12 protein-coding genes are annotated in these 16823 nt (G+C 73.8%); 1 reads left to right on the forward strand and 11 read right to left on the reverse strand.

What is annotated here, in order from left to right:
- Positions 1 to 34: 34 nt before the first annotated feature.
- From GA0070607_RS06515 to ligA, 6 genes are all read right to left on the reverse strand, one after another.
- Positions 35 to 2392 carry a transketolase-like TK C-terminal-containing protein gene (locus GA0070607_RS06515; protein ID WP_089017362.1) on the reverse strand — a complete coding sequence of 786 codons (2358 nt, stop codon included), beginning with the start codon at positions 2390 to 2392 and terminating at the stop codon, positions 35 to 37.
- A gap of 132 nt (positions 2393 to 2524) precedes the next feature.
- A complete protein-coding gene (gatB, locus tag GA0070607_RS06520) occupies positions 2525 to 4024 on the reverse strand; it encodes an Asp-tRNA(Asn)/Glu-tRNA(Gln) amidotransferase subunit GatB (RefSeq protein ID WP_089017363.1) in 1500 nt (499 codons plus the stop codon).
- 13 nt (positions 4025 to 4037) lie between these two features.
- On the reverse strand, positions 4038 to 5513 hold the full coding sequence (gatA, locus tag GA0070607_RS06525; RefSeq protein WP_089017364.1) for an Asp-tRNA(Asn)/Glu-tRNA(Gln) amidotransferase subunit GatA: 1476 nt from the start codon (positions 5511 to 5513) through the stop codon (positions 4038 to 4040).
- Positions 5510 to 5815: an Asp-tRNA(Asn)/Glu-tRNA(Gln) amidotransferase subunit GatC gene (gene gatC / locus GA0070607_RS06530; protein WP_089017365.1), complete on the reverse strand. Its 306-nt coding sequence runs from the start codon at positions 5813 to 5815 to the stop codon at positions 5510 to 5512. The genes gatA and gatC overlap by 4 nt, the downstream gene beginning before the upstream one ends.
- A gap of 157 nt (positions 5816 to 5972) precedes the next feature.
- Positions 5973 to 8621 carry a putative bifunctional diguanylate cyclase/phosphodiesterase gene (locus GA0070607_RS06535; protein WP_089017366.1) on the reverse strand — a complete coding sequence of 883 codons (2649 nt, stop codon included), beginning with the start codon at positions 8619 to 8621 and terminating at the stop codon, positions 5973 to 5975.
- A gap of 147 nt (positions 8622 to 8768) precedes the next feature.
- Positions 8769 to 10904 carry an NAD-dependent DNA ligase LigA gene (gene ligA, locus GA0070607_RS06540; protein ID WP_089017367.1) on the reverse strand — a complete coding sequence of 712 codons (2136 nt, stop codon included), beginning with the start codon at positions 10902 to 10904 and terminating at the stop codon, positions 8769 to 8771.
- Between the two features lie 211 nt (positions 10905 to 11115).
- Here ligA and GA0070607_RS06545 point away from each other — a divergent pair, with 211 nt between their 5' ends.
- On the forward strand, positions 11116 to 11655 hold the full coding sequence (locus GA0070607_RS06545) for a type II toxin-antitoxin system PemK/MazF family toxin (protein WP_089017368.1): 540 nt from the start codon (positions 11116 to 11118) through the stop codon (positions 11653 to 11655).
- Between the two features lie 25 nt (positions 11656 to 11680).
- Here the strand turns inward: GA0070607_RS06545 and GA0070607_RS06550 are convergent, their stop codons facing one another.
- The 5 genes from GA0070607_RS06550 to GA0070607_RS06570 all read right to left on the reverse strand — a co-directional run bounded on the left by GA0070607_RS06550 (position 11681) and on the right by GA0070607_RS06570 (position 16676).
- A complete protein-coding gene (locus GA0070607_RS06550) occupies positions 11681 to 12688 on the reverse strand; it encodes an ADP-ribosylglycohydrolase family protein (protein ID WP_089017369.1) in 1008 nt (335 codons plus the stop codon).
- 30 nt (positions 12689 to 12718) lie between these two features.
- On the reverse strand, positions 12719 to 13087 hold the full coding sequence (locus GA0070607_RS06555; RefSeq protein WP_172898996.1) for a VOC family protein: 369 nt from the start codon (positions 13085 to 13087) through the stop codon (positions 12719 to 12721).
- Positions 13088 to 13123: 36 nt separating this feature from the next.
- Positions 13124 to 14128, reverse strand: a complete 1005-nt coding sequence (locus tag GA0070607_RS06560) for a methionine synthase (RefSeq protein WP_089017371.1) — start codon at positions 14126 to 14128, stop codon at positions 13124 to 13126.
- Positions 14129 to 14192: 64 nt separating this feature from the next.
- Positions 14193 to 15266 carry a tRNA 2-thiouridine(34) synthase MnmA gene (mnmA, locus tag GA0070607_RS06565; RefSeq protein WP_197701238.1) on the reverse strand — a complete coding sequence of 358 codons (1074 nt, stop codon included), beginning with the start codon at positions 15264 to 15266 and terminating at the stop codon, positions 14193 to 14195.
- A 234-nt stretch (positions 15267 to 15500) separates the two neighbouring features.
- Positions 15501 to 16676 (reverse strand): cysteine desulfurase family protein, encoded by a 1176-nt coding sequence (locus tag GA0070607_RS06570; RefSeq protein WP_089017373.1) that lies wholly within the window; start codon positions 16674 to 16676, stop codon positions 15501 to 15503.
- Between the last annotated feature and the right edge of the window lie 147 nt (positions 16677 to 16823).

The raw sequence follows: 16823 nt of genomic DNA on the forward strand, positions 1-16823 counted from the left end.
CGCGGGCCGGGGCCGCAACGTCGGTAACTCGGGGTCAGCGCAGGGCGATGGCTGCCAGGGCGGCGTTGACGATGCTGCCGGGCAGCAGGTCGTGCAACTCGTACAGCTCGGTCACGCTGCCGGACTGGCCGAACTCGTCCACCCCGAGCGGCACCGCCGGCGCGGCGAGCGCCGAGCCGAGCCAGGCCATCGCGTGCGACGCGGCGTCGTGCACGGTCACCACCGGCACCCGGTCGGCGAACGCGGACCGCAGCGCACCCGGAACGCTCGGCACCGTCGCCGTCCGCACGCCCTGGCGCAGCGTGCGCTGCCAGGCGCGGTAGAGCCGATCCAGCGAGGTCACGTCCACCACGTGTGCGGCGACGCCCTCCTCGGCCAGCTCCGCGGCGGCGGCCAGCACCTCGGGCAGCACAGCGCCGGAGGCGGCCAGCTGCACCACCGGGGCGTCGGCCAGGTGCGGGTACGCCTGGTGGGCGTCGACCAGCCGGTACGCCCCGGCGACCACCTGCCGGCGCAGCACCGCGTCGCCGAGCCGGGCCCGGGCCGCCTCGAACGGTGCCTGCTCCAGCGGCCGGGTGCTCAGCCGGAAGTAGTACGCCCCGTCCTCGGCCGGCGCGGCGGTCGCGGCCGGGGCCGACCCGCCGGCGATCTGCCCGAGCGCGTCGCAGAGCAGCCAGTCCAGGCTTGTCGCGTACGCCGGCTCGACGAAGGTCACCCCGGGCAGCTCCAGCCCGACAGAGGCGGTGATGGTGGACTGGTGGGCGCCGCCCTCCGGGGCCAGGGTGATGCCCGACGGGGTACCGGCGACCACGAACCGGGAGCCGGAGTAGGTGCCGTACAGGAACGCGTCCAGGCCGCGCAGCACGAACGGGTCGTAGACCGTGCCCACCGGCAGCAGCGGCTGCCCGGACAGGTCCCACGAGAGGCCGAGCTGGCCGAGCAGCAGGAACAGGTTCATCTCCGAGATGCCCAGCTCGATGTGCTGCCCGGCGGGGCTCTCGGTCCAGCGCAGCATCCGGTCCTCGGTCCAGGAACGCTGCTCGGTGGGGGCGAACACCCCGGTCTTGTTGATGAACCCGGCGAGATTGGTGGAGGTCGCCACGTCCGGTGCCGTCGTCACCAGGTAGCGGCCGACCTCCCGGTTCCGGGCCAGGTCCACCAGCACCCGGCCGAAGACCTCCTGTGTGGAGATCGGCTTGGCCGCGCGTACTCCCGTGCTCTCCGGAACGGTGACCCCCAGGGCCCGCTCGCGGGGCGCGCGGGACAGCGCCTCCCGGCGGGCGCCGGCCCGGATGCCGGCGGGTGACGCCGGGTCGAGGCGGTCCCACTCGGTGTCCCGGGTCAACCCCTGCGCGGCGCGCAACGTGTCGACCTGCTCGGTGCTGAGCAGCGCCGAGTGGTTGCGCGGATTGCCGGCGATGGGCAACCCCCACCCCTTGACCGTGTACGCGAAGACGACGCTGGGCCGGTCGGTGACCGCGTCACACTGGGCGTACGCGTCGAGCATCGCCTCCAGGTCGTGCCCGCCGAGGTCGGTGACGAGCGGGCCCAGCTCCTCGTCCTCGATGCCCTGGACGAAAGCGCCCACCTCGGCCGGCGCGCCGTCCAGGAACTGCTTGCGCAGCTCCGGGCCGGCCAGCCCGAACAACGACTGGTACTGCTCGTTGGGCATCGCGTCGATCCAGTCGCGCAGCGACTCGCCGCCCGGCCGGGCGTACGCCTCGGCGAGCCGACGGCCGTACTTGACCTCCACGACGTGCCAGCCGGCCGCCTCGAACTGCCCGCGCCACTGGTTGATCCGGATGCCGGGCACCACCCGGTCCAGCGACTGGCGGTTGAAGTCCACCAGCCACATGACGTTGCCCAGGCCGGTGGTGGCCGGGTCGGCGACCGCCTCCCAGATGTTGCCCTCGTCCAGCTCCGCGTCGCCGATCAGCGCGACGAACCGGGAGTGCGGGCGGGCGCCGAAGTGCGCGTCGACGTAGCGCCGGGTGGCGGCGGCGAAGAGCGGCGCCGCCGCGCCGAGGCCGACCGAGCCGGTGGAGAAGTCCACCTCGTCGGGGTCCTTGGTGCGCGACGGGTACGACTGGAGGCCGCCACGGGCCCGCAGCCGCGGCAGGTACGAGCGGTCCAGGTTGCCGAGGAGGTACTGGATGGCGTGGAACACCGGGGAGGCGTGCGGCTTCACCGCCACCCGGTCCTCGGCGTCCAGGTGCGCGAACCAGAGCGCGGTCATCGCGGTGACCAGTGAGGCGCTGGACGCCTGGTGCCCGCCGACCTTCACCCCGTCGCCGGTGGCCCGGTCGTGGTTGGCCGCGTCCACGATCCGGGTGGCCAGCCAGAGCACCCGCCGCTGGATCTCGTCGAGGACATCGAGGTCGTGCTGGTTCACTGTGACTCCATCCGGGCGTCGCCGTTGACGCCCTCGCGAGGGGTGCGGGGTCGCGCCGCGCGAGGCGGCAGCATTGTTAGGAAGGGCCCCTTCTTATGCACCAGGCGATAAGAAGGGGCCCTTCCTTACGGCTCAGCCCTGGACGCCGAGGCGCTCCAGGACCAGCTCGCGGACGGTCTTCGCGTCGGCCTGGCCGCGGGTGGTCTTCATGACCGCGCCGACCAGCGCGCCGGCCGCGGCGACCTTGCCGCTGCGGATCTTGTCGGCGATGCCGGGGTTGGCGGCGATCGCCTCGTCCACGGCGGCGGTGAGCGCGCCGGTGTCCGACACGACCTCCAGGCCCCGGTTGGTCATGATCTCGGTGGGCGAACCCTCGCCGTCGACCACGCCCTCCAGCACCGCGCGGGCCATCTTGTCGTTGAGCTTCCCGGCGTCGACCAGGCCCTGCAACTCGGCGACCTGGGCCGGGGTGGCGCCGATGTCGGCCAGCTCCAGGCCGCTCTCGTTGGCCCGGCGGGACAGCTCACCGAGCCACCACTTACGGGCGGCGGCCGGCGTGGTGCCGGCGGCGACGGTCGCCTCGATCAGCTCGACCGCGCCGGCGTTCAGCACCGACTGCATGTCCAGGTCGGACAGCCCCCACTGCTCCTGGAGCCGACGCCGGTGCACCCGGGGCAGCTCCGGCAGGGCGGCCTTCAGCTCGGCGACCCAGGCCGGGTCCGGGGCGATCGGCACCAGGTCCGGCTCCGGGAAGTACCGGTAGTCGGTCGCGGTCTCCTTGGAACGCCCCGGGGTGGTGTCGCCGGTGTCCTCGTGGAAGTGCCGGGTCTCCTGGGTGATCCGGCCGCCGGCGTCCAGCACCGAGGCCTGCCGCAGCATCTCCGAGCGGACCGCCCGCTCCACCGAGCGCAGCGAGTTGACGTTCTTTGTCTCGGTGCGGGTGCCCCACTCCTGCCCGGGCAGGTTGAGCGAGGTGTTCACGTCACAGCGCAGCGAACCCTCCTCCATCCGCACGTCCGAGACGCCGAGGGTGCGGATCACGTCCCGCAGTTCGGTGACGTACGCCTTGGCCACCTCGGGGGCGAGCGCGCCGGTGCCCGGAATGGGCTTGGTGACGATCTCCACCAGCGGAATGCCGGCCCGGTTGTAGTCGACCAGCGACTCGGTCGCGCCGTGGATGCGGCCGGTGGCACCGCCGACGTGCAGCGTCTTGCCGGTGTCCTCCTCCAGGTGCACCCGCTCGATCTCGATGCGCACCGTCTCGCCGTTGACCTCGACGTCCAGGTAGCCGTCGACGCAGATCGGCTCGTCGTACTGGCTGATCTGGAAGTTCTTCGGCATGTCCGGGTAGAAGTAGTTCTTCCGGGCGAACCGGCACCACTCGGCGATGGAGCAGTTCAGCGCCAGGCCGATCCGGATGATCGCCTCGATGGCCGCCTTGTTGGCCACCGGCAGCGAGCCCGGCAGGCCCAGGCAGACCGGGCAGACCCGGGTGTTCGGCTCGCCACCGAAGTCGGTGGGGCAGCCGCAGAACATCTTGGTGTTCGTGCCCAGCTCGACGTGGGTCTCCAGGCCGATCACCGGTTCGTAGCGCGCGACGACCTCGTCGTACGCGGGCAGCGTCGTCGTCATCTGGGCTCCTGCCTCACAGTGCCGGTGGGGTGAACGTGCCGACCGCGGACTCCAGCGCGGCGGCGACCCGGTACATCCGGTCGTCGGCCATCGTCGGTGCCATCACCTGCAGGCCGACGGGCAGCCCCTCGGAGAGACCGCAGGGCACCGAGATGCCCGGCCCGCCGTACAGGTTGGTCGGAATGGTGAACAGGTCGGCCAGGTACATCTGGTACGGGTCGGCGGTGCGCGCGCCCATCGGGAACGCCACGGACGGGGTGGTCGGCGAGATCAGCGCGTCGACCTGCGCGAACGCGGCGGTGAAGTCCCGCGTGATCAGCGTCCGGACCTTCTGCGCCTGCCCGTAGTAGGCGTCGTAGTAACCCGACGACAGGGCGTACGTGCCGATCATGATGCGGCGCTTGACCTCGGGGCCGAAGCCGGCCTCCCGGGTCAGCGACATGACCTCCTCCAGCGACCGGTTGCCGTCGTCGCCGACCCGCAGGCCGAACCGGACACCGTCGAACCGGGCCAGGTTGGAGGAGCACTCGCTCGGCGCGATCAGGTAGTACGCCGGCAGCGCGTAGGCGAACGTCGGGCAGGACACCTCGACGATCTCCGCACCGAGCTTGGCCAGCGCGTCCACCGCCTCGCGGAACGCGGCCATCACGCCCGGCTCGGCGCCCTCGCCGACGAACTCGCTGACGATGCCGAGCCGCACGCCGGTCAGGTCACCTGTCGCGCCGAGCCTCGCCGCCGCCACCACGTCCGGCACCGGCTGCGGGATGGAGGTGGAGTCGCGCGGGTCGTGCCCGCCGATCACCTGGTGCAGCAGGGCCGCGTCGAGCACCGTACGGGCGCACGGGCCGGGCGTGTCCAGCGACGAGGAGAAGGCGACCAGCCCGTAGCGGGAGGTGCCGCCGTAGGTGGGCTTCACGCCCACTGTGCCGGTGACCGCGCCGGGCTGGCGGATCGAGCCGCCGGTGTCCGAGCCGATCGCCAGCGGCGCCTCGTACGCGGCCAGCGCGGCGGCGCTGCCGCCACCCGAGCCGCCCGGGATCCGGCCCAGGTCCCACGGGTTGTGCGTCGGGCCGTACGCCGAGTATTCGGTGGAGGAGCCCATGGCGAACTCGTCCATGTTCGTCTTGCCGAGCATCACAGTGCCGGCCGCACGCAGCCGCTGCACGATCGTCGCGTCGTACGGCGGGCGCCAGCCCTCCAGGATCTTCGACCCCACAGTGGTCGGCACGCCGCGGGTGGCGAGCACGTCCTTCACCGCGACCGGCACGCCGGCCAGCGGGCCCAGCTCCTCACCGGCGGCCCGGCGCTCGTCCACCGCGCGGGCGGCGGCCAGCGCGCCGTCGGTGTCCACGTGCAGGAAGGCGTGCACCCGGTCGTCGACGGCGGCGATCCGGTCCAGGTGCGCCTGCGTCACCTCGACGGCGGAGGTCTCGCCACCGGCGACCAGGGCGGCGATTTCCGTCGCGGTCATTCTGGTCAGATCGCTCATGAGGCCACATCCTCGGTCAGGATCCGCGGTACGCGGAACCGCTGGTCCTCGACGTCGGGTGCGCCCGACAGCACCTCCTGCGGCGTCAGACACGGCGTGACCACGTCCTCGCGGAAGATGTTGGTCAGCGGCACCGAGTGCGAGGTCGGCGGGATGTCCGCCGCGGCGACCTCGCCGACCTGGGCGACCGCCTGGAGGATCACGTCGAGCTGGCCGGCGAACATGTCCAGCTCCTCCTCGGTGACGGCGAGCCGCGACAGGCGCGCCAGGTGCGCGACCTCCTCGCGGGAGATGGCGGCCATCCGTGCCCCCTTCTGATGTCCTGCTGGTCGGGCGGTGTGCCGATCGCGCGACGGGTGGAGCGTGACGCGCGGTGACCGGAGCGAGTCTATTGTTCCGCTCCGGTGCCGCGTCCACGACTCCCCCTCCGCCGGCCTCTCGGGCCGGGCCGTCTGCGGGTCAGCGGGTGGGGCGACGGCCGGCGTCCGGCTCCGGGCCGCCGCTCGGGCGGACCGGCCGGTACCGGGCCAGCCAGGTGGCCAGCTCCTCGGCGGGCATCGGTCGGGCGTAGAACCAGCCCTGCGCGGCGTCGCAGCCGGCGGCGTGCAGCATCCGCCAGGTCCGCTCGTCCTCCACGCCCTCGGCGACCACCCGCAGCCCGAGCGCGCCGGCCAGCTCGATCATCGACCGGACGATCGCCGCGTCGTCGGCGTCGTCGGCCATCCCGAGCACGAACGAGCGGTCCACCTTCACCTCGGACAGCGGCAGCCGGCGCAGGTGCTGCAACGAGGAATACCCGGTGCCGAAGTCGTCCAGGGCGATGGCCACCCCGATCCCGTGCAGCCGGGAGATGGTGGCCAGCACCCGGCGCGGGTCGGCCATCAGGGCACCCTCGGTGATCTCCAGTTGCAGCCGCTCGGCCGGCACGCCGTAGCGGGTCAGCCGGTCGGCGATCTGGTCGGCGATCTCGCCGGTGTGCAGGTCCCGCACGCTCACGTTCAGCGCGGCCCGCAGCCCGATGCCGGCCGCCGACCACTTGGCGAGCTGCTCCACCACGTCGTCGACCACCCGCCGGGTGAGCAGCCGCATCACAGCGCTCTGCTCGGCGACCCGGATCAGTTCCTCCGGGTCGACCATGCCCCGCCGCGGGTGCCGCCAGCGCAGCAGCGCCTCGACGCCGACCACCTCGCCGGTCGCGATGGCGATCTGCGGCTGGTAGTACATGGTGATCTCGCCGGCGTCGTCGGCCGGCTCATCGCCGGAGTGCGCCCACCCGGTCGGCCCGAGCGGCTCATCCGGGGTGCCCGGCCCGACGTCGCGTCGCGGACCGGCACCGCCGGCCAGCGCGGACACCGCGCCTGAGTTGGGCGATCGCCGCCCGTGCCCGCCGGCGCGCCGGTCCCGGCCGGGACCCGGGCGGGCGCCGGTGACCGTCGCCCGGGTGTTCCGGCCACGGATCGGGTCGGCGCCGGTGGCGATCCGGTTGATCAGCTCGTCGGCGTGCACCAGCTCGGTGCCCGGCCGCCGGCGGCGACCCCACCACCGGCCGCCGGCCGGCGGTGCCCCGGCTACCACCGGCGACGCGCCCGCGTGCGGCGCCGACTCGGCGGGGTGCAGGTCACCGCTGGGCAGCGCCGCACCGTCCCCGCCGCGCACCTCCGCCACCGCACCGAGGGGTACGTCGGCAGCCCGCTCGGCGCCGTCCGGCTCGGTCAGCTGCGCGTCCCGGCCGGCCCCGTCGACCGTCCCCGTCGGGTGGGCGTGCCCCGCCGGCTCGGCGTCCAGCGCGTCGTCGACCGACGGGCCGGACTCCAGGACCCGGCGCAGGTCGGCGAGGAGGCCGAGCCGCTCGGCGGAGTTGTGATCGGATTCCGGGGCGTAGACGGCGACTGTGTCGTTGCGGTGCTTGGCGTCGTACATCGCCACGTCGGCGTGGCGCATCAGGGTGGCGAAGTCCTCCCCGTGCTCCGGGAACAGGGCGATCCCGATCGATCCGCCCACGTCCAGCGGCAGCCCGTCCAGCGGCACCGGCTCGGCCAGCGCCCGGACCACCCGGTCGGCCAGGTCGCGCGCCTGGCTCGCGTCGGTCAGCCCGGTCATCACGATGGCGAACTCGTCCCCGCCGAGCCGGGCGATCATCTGCGGACGGGGCTCCACGTCGGTGAGTCGGGCGCTGACCTCGACGAGCAGCCGGTCGCCCACGGCGTGCCCGAGAGCGTCGTTGACGTTCTTGAAGCGGTCCAGGTCGATCAGCAGCAGGGCCAGGTGCCCGTCGGGTTCGCCCCGGGCGGTCCGCTCGGCGTGCACGTGCACCTGCTCCGCCACCTCGGTCAGCAGCGCCTTGCGGTTGGGTAGCCCGGTGAGCGGGTCCGCGGCGGCGAGGTGCTGCTGCTCGACGGTCAGCCGGGCCATCCGGTACACGGCGAACAGCGGCACCAGCACCAGCGGGATCAGCGCCGCGCTGACCCGCGCGGCGGCCACCAGCACCGGGGCGAGCAGCAGCAGCGAGCCCGTGGAGAGCAGTTCGAAACCGAGGCCCTGCCGGACGGTGGGCCACCACCGGTCGCCGAAGCGCAGCCGTACCGCCCAGCTGACCAACCCGTAGTTGACCACGAACCAGGCCACCGTGGCACCGCCCACGGCGGCCACGTCCGGCCAGTGCAACCGACCGCCGGAGAAGACGATGCCCGGCCCGAGCCGGAGGATCCCGTACGCGGCGGCGAGAGCGCAGGCGTACTGGCCGACGTTGAACGCCGTCCGCCACGCGGCGTGCCGCATCCGCCAGCCCGACACGACCACGCCCGCCGCCTGCACGGCCACCGCCGGGCCGAGCCCCCAGCCGAGCAGGATCGCGAAGGTGAAGCAGGTGGAGGGGAAGACCGCGGAGGACTGCCGGCGCCCCGGCGGCACGAACGGGCGGGCGTCGCAGACCAGCGCGAGCGCGGCCATCGTCCAGAACGCCACAGGCAACCGGGACAGCTCGGCCGGGAGTGTCGCGAGTGGACCGGCGGCGGTCAACGCGGCGACCACCAGGATGCTGACGATGAAGGCGGTGAACGGCGCCACCCGTCCGGGCGGGACGGAGTTGCGCGGGTCGGCGACCTCCATCAGACCTCCCGACCGACGGCTGGCGTGCCGTGTGCACGCCGTGACCCAATGAAACGCCCTCAGCCCCGGGTTTCCCGGTATGACAGTCACGAATCGGTCGTAGTCGTAATTAAGTTGGTATGCGCGGCCAGTGGCCGCCGCAGCCGCTCAGCTCTCCGGCCGGGCCACGTCCCGCGCCGCGTCCGGACCCGCGTCCAGCAGCACCCGGAACCCGTCCTCATCGAGCACAGGCACCTTGAGGCTGGCCGCCTTGTCGGCCTTGGACCCCGGGTTGTCCCCCACCACCACGAAGCTGGTCTTCTTGGAAACCGAGCCGCTGACCTTGCCGCCCCGGCTCTGCACGGCCTCGGCGGCCTGGTCCCGGGAGAAGCCGGCGAGCGTGCCGGTCACCACCACGGTCAGCCCCTCCAACGGGCGCGGCCCCTCGTCGACCGCCTCCTCGGCCATCCGTACGCCCGCCTCGGCCCACTTGCGGACCACCTCGCGGTGCCAGTCCACGGCGAACCACTCCCGGATGCTGGCCGCGATCGTCGGACCGACCCCGTCGACCGAGGAGAGCTCGTCCTCGCTGGCCGCGTCGATGGCCTCCATGGAGCGGAAGTGCCGGGCGAGCGCCTGGGCCGCGGTCGGGCCGACGTGCCGGATGGAGAGCGCCACAAGCACCCGCCACAGGTCGCGCTCCCGGGCCACCGCCAGATTGTCCAGCAGTTTGACCGCGTTGCTGCCCAGGCTGCCGTCCTTGTTGACGAAGAACGGGGACCGGGACAGCTGCTCGGCGTCGAGCTGGAAGAGGTCCCCCTCGTCGGTGATGATCTCCGCGTCCAGCAGTGCCGCCGCGCCCTTGTAGCCGAGCGCCTCGATGTCGAACGCGCCGCGGCCGGCGAGGTGGAACACCCGTTCGCGGAGCTGGGCGGGGCAGCTGCGGGTGTTGGGGCAGCGAATGTCGATGTCGCCCTCCTTGGCCGGCGCGAGCGGAGTGCCGCAGGCCGGGCAGGTGGTCGGCATGACGAACGGCCGTGCGTCGGCGGGGCGCAGGTCGACGACCGGGCCGAGCACCTCGGGAATCACGTCGCCGGCCTTGCGCAGCACGACCGTGTCGCCGATCAACACGCCCTTGCGCTCCACCTCGCGGGCGTTGTGCAGGGTGGCGAGCGCGACTGTGGAGCCGGCCACCCGCACCGGTTCGAGAACGGCGAACGGGGTGACCCGCCCGGTGCGCCCGACGTTGACGTCGATGTCGAGCAGCTTGGTGGTGACCTCTTCCGGCGGGTACTTGAAGGCGATCGCCCAGCGCGGGGCGCGGCTGGTCGACCCGAGCCGACCCTGGATGGCCACCGGATCGACCTTGACCACCACTCCGTCGATCTCGTGCTCGACGTCGTGCCGGTGCTCGGCGTAGTGGGCGATGTACTCGGCCACGCCGGCCAGATCCGGCACCACCCGCCACCGGTCACTGGTCGGCAGGCCCCACGACTTCAGCGCCGCGTACGACGCGGACTGCGCGGTGGGTTGGAAACCACGGCGGGCGCCGATGCCGTGCACCACCAGGCGCAACGGCCGCGACGCGGTGACCCGCGGATCCTTCTGGCGCAGGCTGCCGGCGGCGGCGTTGCGGGGATTGGCGAAGGGCGCCTTGCCCTGCTCCACCAGACCCGCGTTTAGGTCGGCGAACGCGGCGATCGGGAAGTAGATCTCGCCCCGGACCTCCAGCAGCCCGGGAATCTCCGGGAACTCGGCGGACGGGGTGAGCTGGCCGGGCACGCCACGGATGCTGCGCACGTTGGCGGTGACGTCCTCGCCGGTGCGGCCGTCACCGCGGGTGGCCGCCCGAACCAGGCGGCCGGCCTCGTAGGTCAGGTTGATCGCCAGCCCGTCGACCTTCAGCTCACAGAGGTAGGGCACCGGGCCGCCGGCGTCCCGCTCGACACGCTCCGCCCAGGCGGCCAGCTCCTCGTCGGCGAAGGCGTTGTCCAGCGAGAGCATCCGCTCGGCGTGGGTGACCGGGGTGAAGTCGGTGGAGAACGTGCCACCGACCCGTTGGGTCGGTGAATCCGGTGTGCGCAGCGCCGGGAACTCAGCCTCCAGCGCCTCCAGCTCGCGCAGCTGCCGGTCGAACTCGGCGTCGGCGATGATCGGCGCGTCCAGCACGTAGTAGCGGTACTGATGCTCGGTCAGCTCGCGGCTGAGCGTGGCGTGCCGATCCCGCGCCTGCGGCGTCGGCTCGACGCCGGCCGCCGCCTCCTGCGCCGGGCTGACCTGCTGACCGATCTGCTCCTCGGACACACCGCCACCTTCGGACACGCCTGCGACCTCCCTGATCACGCTACCCCGGCACGTTATCGGCCCGGTGGGACAAACAGTCGCCCACCCACGCACCGCGTTCTCGCGATCGCGGTCGGCGGTGCGTGGGTGGCGGGCACGGTGGTGATCAGCGTGCGAGGATCGCCGGACGACGGGGGCCGGTGTGGGCCGCCGGACGACGGCGGAGGTAGCGATGCCCGAGGCCCTGCTCTGGGCGGTGGCGATCCTGCTGGCGGTGGCGGCCGGCTGGGCGTGGAACGGCTGGCGGCACCGGGTGGCGGACCGGCGCTCGGGCAGCCGGCCGGGCCGGGGCCCCGCGACCGGCGGACGTCGCCCCGCGCCGCCGCGACCCCGCTCCGCCGACCGGCCGGCCACCAGGCCCCGATCCCGCGGCGCCGACCGGAGGGCGGGCACGCCGGCGCCGGGCGAGATCTGGTGGGCAGACGTGCCGTACGCCGACGGCAGCGGGTCGAAGGTGCGGCCGTGTCTGGTGCTGCGCGCCGACTCCCGGGGCGCCGACGTACTGAAGATCACCAGCCAGGACAAGAGCGACCGGGACGACCACGTGCGCATCCCCACGCGGGACTGGGATCCCGGCGCCGAGCACGACAGCTACCTGAGCCTGACCGAGCCGTCCCGGATCACCTCGGCCGCCTTCGCCGACCGCGCCGGCACCTGCGACGCCGATCTGTGGCGGTCGGTCCGCAGCCTGCATCATCTGCCCACCCGCTGACCGGGTTCGGAGACGGGGACCAGGATCAGTCCCAGGCCGCGCCGAGCGTGGCGAGCTGGTCGGCGTACTCGATCCGGTCGGCCCACCCCGGTGGCCACGCGGTCATCCCCGCGGCCGCGCCCACGAAGGCGCCGGCCAGGGCGGCGATCGAGTCGGAGTCCCCGGCGGTGGTCGCACCCCGGGCCAGCGCCGCGACCGGGTCGTCGGCGTGCCGTACGGCGCAGAGCACAGCGGTGGCCAGCGCCTCCTCGGCGACCCAACCCTCCCCGGTGGCCCGGCACGGGTCGCCGCCGTCATCCGGCTGGCCCAGGGCATCCGTCAGCCGGGCCAGCACCGCCAGGCACTCGTCCCAGCCCCGGGCGATGAAGTCCTCCGCGGTGCCGACCCCGGCGCGTTGCCAGAGGTCACCCAGCCACTGCTCCCGGTACACGCGGCGCTGGCTCCGCGCCCGCTCGGTGAGAATCGCGGGAAGCTCCGCGAGCTTGGCGCCCCCGCGCAGGGCGAAGACCGCGTACGCGGTGAGCTCGCTGGCCGCCAGCCCGGTCGGATGGCCATGGGTCAGCCCCGCCTGCAACTGCGCCAACCCGGCCAACGTGTCCAGATCCACGTCGAGCAACCCGACCGGCGTGACCCGCATGTTGGCCCCGCACCCCTTGGACCCGGCCACCGTCGCCTCCTGCCAGCGGAGCCCGCGACCCAGCTCGGCGCAGGCGCGCAGGCAGGTCATGCCGGGGGCGCGATTGTTGTCCGGGCTGACCGCCCAGGCCAGGAAGCGCCGCCGGAGCAGCGGCTCCACCCCCTGTGCGGTGAGCGACGGGGCCTCGTGCAGCGCCCAGCCCACCGCCAGCGCCATCTGGGTGTCGTCGGTGACCAGCGCCGGCTCGCCGGTCAGCTCACGCGGACCGGCCGGCCCGTACCGGTGCTCGATCTCGGCGACGGTCAGGAATTCGGTCGGCTTGCCTATCGCGTCACCATAGGCAAGGCCGAAGAGCGAGCCAGAGGCGCGCAGAGGGTCGTGGGCCACGGCGGCCATGATGCCCGGCCGCCGCAACCCGCACCACTGTCAGTCCCAGCAGAGGCAGAACGGATGGCCGACCGGGTCGGCGTAGACCCGGAAGCCCTCGCCCTCGCCAGGAAGCCGGCGGGCGCCGAGTGCGAGCGCCCCCTTCTCGGCGGCCTCGATGTCGTCCACCGTCACGTCGAGGTGGAACTGCTGTGGGCGCTCCGGATCCGGCCAGGCCGGCGGACGCAGGTTGAGCGCCCGCTGGAACGCCAGGCGCGGCTGGTGCCCGGGCGGACCGCCCAGCACCACCCACTCGTCGTCATCGGAGTCACCCTCGGCCAGGGGAACACCGAGCAGCTCCGCGTAGAACGCCGCCAGCGCCCGCGGATCCGGGCAGTCGATCACCACTGAACGTAGCTGTCCAATCATGTCCGTCATCCTGCCCAGCGGGTACGACAGGAAACCTCAATCCTCGGCGAGCCGCCGGCCGGCGTCCCGACACGCGGCCAGCACCACCCGGGCGTACTCCGGGCTGGCTCCGGCCAGACCACAGGCGGGGGTGACCACCACCTGCTGGGCCAGCTGCCGGCGGGGGAACCCCAGCCGGTCCCAGAGCTGGCGCACCCGGTCGGCCACCTGCGCGGACGTCGGTGCCTGGCCGGTCGACGGCGCTCGGGTCGGCACGGCCCCGGCCAGCAACCCGAGGCCGGCGTCGATCGCCTCGCCCAGCGGGTCCAGTTCGGTGAGCAGGCCCAGGTCGAGGGCCACCCCGGCGGCGCCCGTCGAACGGATCAACTCCAGTGGCACGTCCGGGGCGCAGCAGTGCACCACGGTCGGCACACCGACCCCCTCGACGACGGTGCGCAGCAGCGCCGCCGCGTCCGCCGACTCCACCGCCCGGTACGCGCCCAGCCCGCTCTCGGTGGGCACCCGCCCGGCCAGCACGGTCGGCAGCGACGGCTCGTCCAGCTGGAGCAGCACCGAGGCGCGGGGCAGTCGCCGGGCGACCGCCGCGACATGCGCGCGCAACCCCTCGGTGAGGGAGCCGGTCAGGTCACGGACCGCGCCGGGGTCGCGCAGCAGCCGGCCGCCGATCGGCAGCTCCAGGGAGGCGGCCAGAGTGAGCGGGCCGCCGGCCTGCACCTTGATCGGCCCGGCGTACTCCTCGGCCTGCTCGGCGAGCTGGTCCAGGTCGCGTTCCATCAGGTCGCGGGCCCGGCGCAGGTCGCGACCCGGACGCGGGGCGACCCGCCAGCGCCCGGTGTACAGCTCGACAGGCAACTCGACCAGCAGCCCCGCGGTGCGACCGATCAGGTCGGCTCCGGGGCCGCGGGCCGGCAGCTCCGGAAGGTGGGGCAGCGCGGGAAGCTCACCGAGGACCACCCGCTGGGCCTCGGCGATGTCGGTGCCGGGCAGCGAACCGATGCCGGTCGCGGCGCCGGCCGGCCAGGGCCACACCTGATCTGTCACGGCGGAAGGGTATCCGGTACGCCGGCCTCCCGGGCCGCGACGGCCAGGGAGATGGTGTGCCGGGTCAGCCGGTGATGGTGGCGGAGCCGAGGACCACGTCGCCGGCCGGGTCCGGCCGGTACGCCACCACGGCCTGGCCGGCGGCGACGCCGCGTACCGGCCGGCGCAGCTCGGCGTGCAGCGTGGCGCCGTCGAGGGCGACGGTGGCCGGCACCACGTCGCCGTGCGCGCGCAGCTGCACCTCGCACTCGACCGGCGCGTCCGGGCGCGGGCCACCCGTCCAGACCGGTCGTTCGGCACGCACCTCGGACACCTCCAGCGCCTCGGCCGGGCCGACCGTCACCGTGTTGGTCTTGGGCGTGATGGAGAGCACGTAGCGCGGCCGGCCGTCCGGGGCGGGCCGGTCCAGGTGCAGCCCGCGACGCTGACCCACCGTGTACGCGTACGCGCCGGTGTGGCTGCCGACCACCGCGCCGGTGCTCGCGTCCACCACGTCGCCGGGCGCCTCGCCGAGCCGGCCGGCCAGGAAGCCACGGGTGTCGCCGTCGGCGATGAAGCAGATGTCGTGCGAGTCCGGCTTGTCGGCCACCGCCAGGCCACGCTCGGCGGCCTCGGCGCGGACCTGCGCCTTCGTCGAGTCGCCCAGCGGGAAGATCGACCGGTCCAACTGCTCGCGGGTGAGCACCGCCAGCACGTACGACTGGTCCTTGGCCACGTCGACACTGCGGCGCAGCAACCCGTCGGAGCCGAGTCGGGCGTGGTGGCCGGTGACCACCGCGTCGAAGCCAAGGGCCACCGCACGGTCCAGCACCGCGGCAAACTTGATCTTCTCGTTGCAGCGCAGGCAGGGATTCGGCGTACGGCCGGCCGCGTACTCGGCCACGAAGTCGTCCACCACGTCCTCGTGGAACCGGTCGGCCATGTCCCAGACGTAGAACGGGATGCCGATCACGTCGGCGGCCCGCCGGGCGTCCCGAGAGTCCTCCAGCGTGCAGCAGCCTCGCGCCCCGGTCCGGTAGGTCTGCGGATTGCGGGCCAACGCCAGGTGCACCCCGGTCACGTCGTGCCCGGCCGTCACCGCCCGCGCCGCCGCCACGGCCGAGTCAACCCCGCCCGACATCGCCGCCAACACCCTCACCAGCCGACTCCCTTCCCCCTCACCACCCTATCCACCCCGCCCCAGACCCCCCGAACGCCGCACCCCGACCGCCCGCCCCCCGCCCCGCCGCCCCCGCCGCCCCCGCGCGCCGACCCCACCCCGTCGATCTAGGGCGAATCGTCGTGATTAGAGATCACTCCACGACGACTTGCCCTAGATCGACGGGGCGAGGGCGCGGGGGGCGGGGGGCGGGGGGCGGGGGGCGGGGGGCGGCTAGCGGGGGGTGCGGAGGGCGGCGGCTCGGCGGGCTCGGTCGACGGCCCCTGGGAGGGCTGCGATGAGAGCGTCGATCTCGTCCTGGGTGCTGGTGTGGCCGAGAGTGAAGCGCAGCGAGGAGCGGGCCCGGTCGTCGTCGGCGCCCATCGCCAGCAGTACGTGTGAGGGCTGGGCCACCCCGGCCGAGCAGGCCGAACCCGTCGAGCAGGCGATGCCCTGGGCGTCGAGCAGGAGCAGCAGGGCGTCGCCCTCGCAGCCCGGGAAGGAGAAGTGCGCATTGCCGGGCAGCCGGTCGACCGGGTCGCCGTTGTAGACCACCTCGGGCACCGCCCGGCGGACCCGCTCGATCAGGTCGTCGCGGAGCGCGGCCACCCGGGCCGCGTACTCCTGTTGGCCCTTCACCGCCGCCTCGACAGCTACCGCGAAGGCGACGATGCCGGCGGTGTCCAGGGTGCCGGAACGAACGTCGCGTTCCTGCCCGCCGCCGTGCAGCAGCGGCGTGGCCGCCACGTCCCGGGCGAGCAGCAGCGCGCCCACCCCGGTCGGGCCACCCAGCTTGTGTCCGGTGACGGTCAGCGCGGCGACCCCGCTCGCGGCGAAGTCGACCGGCACCTGCCCGACCGCCTGGATGGCGTCGGTGTGGAACGGCACGCCGTGCTCGGCGGCGACGGCGGCCAGTTCGGCCACCGGCTGGACGGTGCCGACTTCGTTGTTCGCCCACATGGCGGTGACCACGGCCACCCGGTCGGCGTGCGCGGTCAACTCGGCGCGCAGGTCGTTCGGGTCGAGCCGGCCGGCGGCGTCCACCGGCAGCCAGCCGACCTCGGCCCCCTCGTGCTGGGCCAGCCAGTCCACCGCGTCCAGCACCGCGTGGTGCTCGACGGCGCTGGAGATCACCCGCCGGCGGTCGGAGCCGGCTCCGCGCCGGGCCCAGAAGATGCCCTTGACCGCGAGGTTGTCGCTCTCCGTGCCGCCACCGGTGAAGATCACTTCGGACGGCCGGGCACCCAGCACGGCGGCGACGCGCTCGCGCGACTCCTCGACCCGGCGGCGGGCACGGCGACCCGCCGCGTGCAGGGAGGACGCGTTGCCGACCTCGCGGGCGGTGGCGACGTACGCCTCCAGTGCCTCGTCGAGCATCGGAGTCGTCGCCGCGTGATCCAGGTAAGCCATCACCGTTCAGCCTACGGCCGACCGGGCGGGGACCGGATGCGGGAGGGGACCCCTCCCTGGGCGTGGCGCCGCCGGGGCGGGAAGGGGGCAACCTCCCCACCCCGACTGCCGGGGTCCGCACGTCGAACGGCCCGGGGGAGCCGTCCG

This window comes from Micromonospora coriariae (genome assembly GCF_900091455.1).
GTDB classification, from domain to species: Bacteria; Actinomycetota; Actinomycetes; order Mycobacteriales; family Micromonosporaceae; genus Micromonospora; species Micromonospora coriariae.

What these genes read in the sequence shown, in the direction of transcription:
- gatB (WP_089017363.1), bottom strand. Translation starts at nt 4,024, where the DNA reads ATGACGACGACGCTGCCCGCGTACGACGAGGTCGTCGCGCGCTACGAA.
- gatA (WP_089017364.1), bottom strand. Translation starts at nt 5,513, where the DNA reads ATGAGCGATCTGACCAGAATGACCGCGACGGAAATCGCCGCCCTGGTC.
- gatC (WP_089017365.1), bottom strand. Translation starts at nt 5,815, where the DNA reads ATGGCCGCCATCTCCCGCGAGGAGGTCGCGCACCTGGCGCGCCTGTCG.
- GA0070607_RS06535 (WP_089017366.1), bottom strand. Translation starts at nt 8,621, where the DNA reads ATGGAGGTCGCCGACCCGCGCAACTCCGTCCCGCCCGGACGGGTGGCG.
- GA0070607_RS06545 (WP_089017368.1), top strand. Translation starts at nt 11,116, where the DNA reads ATGCCCGAGGCCCTGCTCTGGGCGGTGGCGATCCTGCTGGCGGTGGCG.
- GA0070607_RS06550 (WP_089017369.1), bottom strand. Translation starts at nt 12,688, where the DNA reads ATGGCCGCCGTGGCCCACGACCCTCTGCGCGCCTCTGGCTCGCTCTTC.
- GA0070607_RS06555 (WP_172898996.1), bottom strand. Translation starts at nt 13,087, where the DNA reads ATGATTGGACAGCTACGTTCAGTGGTGATCGACTGCCCGGATCCGCGG.
- GA0070607_RS06570 (WP_089017373.1), bottom strand. Translation starts at nt 16,676, where the DNA reads ATGGCTTACCTGGATCACGCGGCGACGACTCCGATGCTCGACGAGGCA.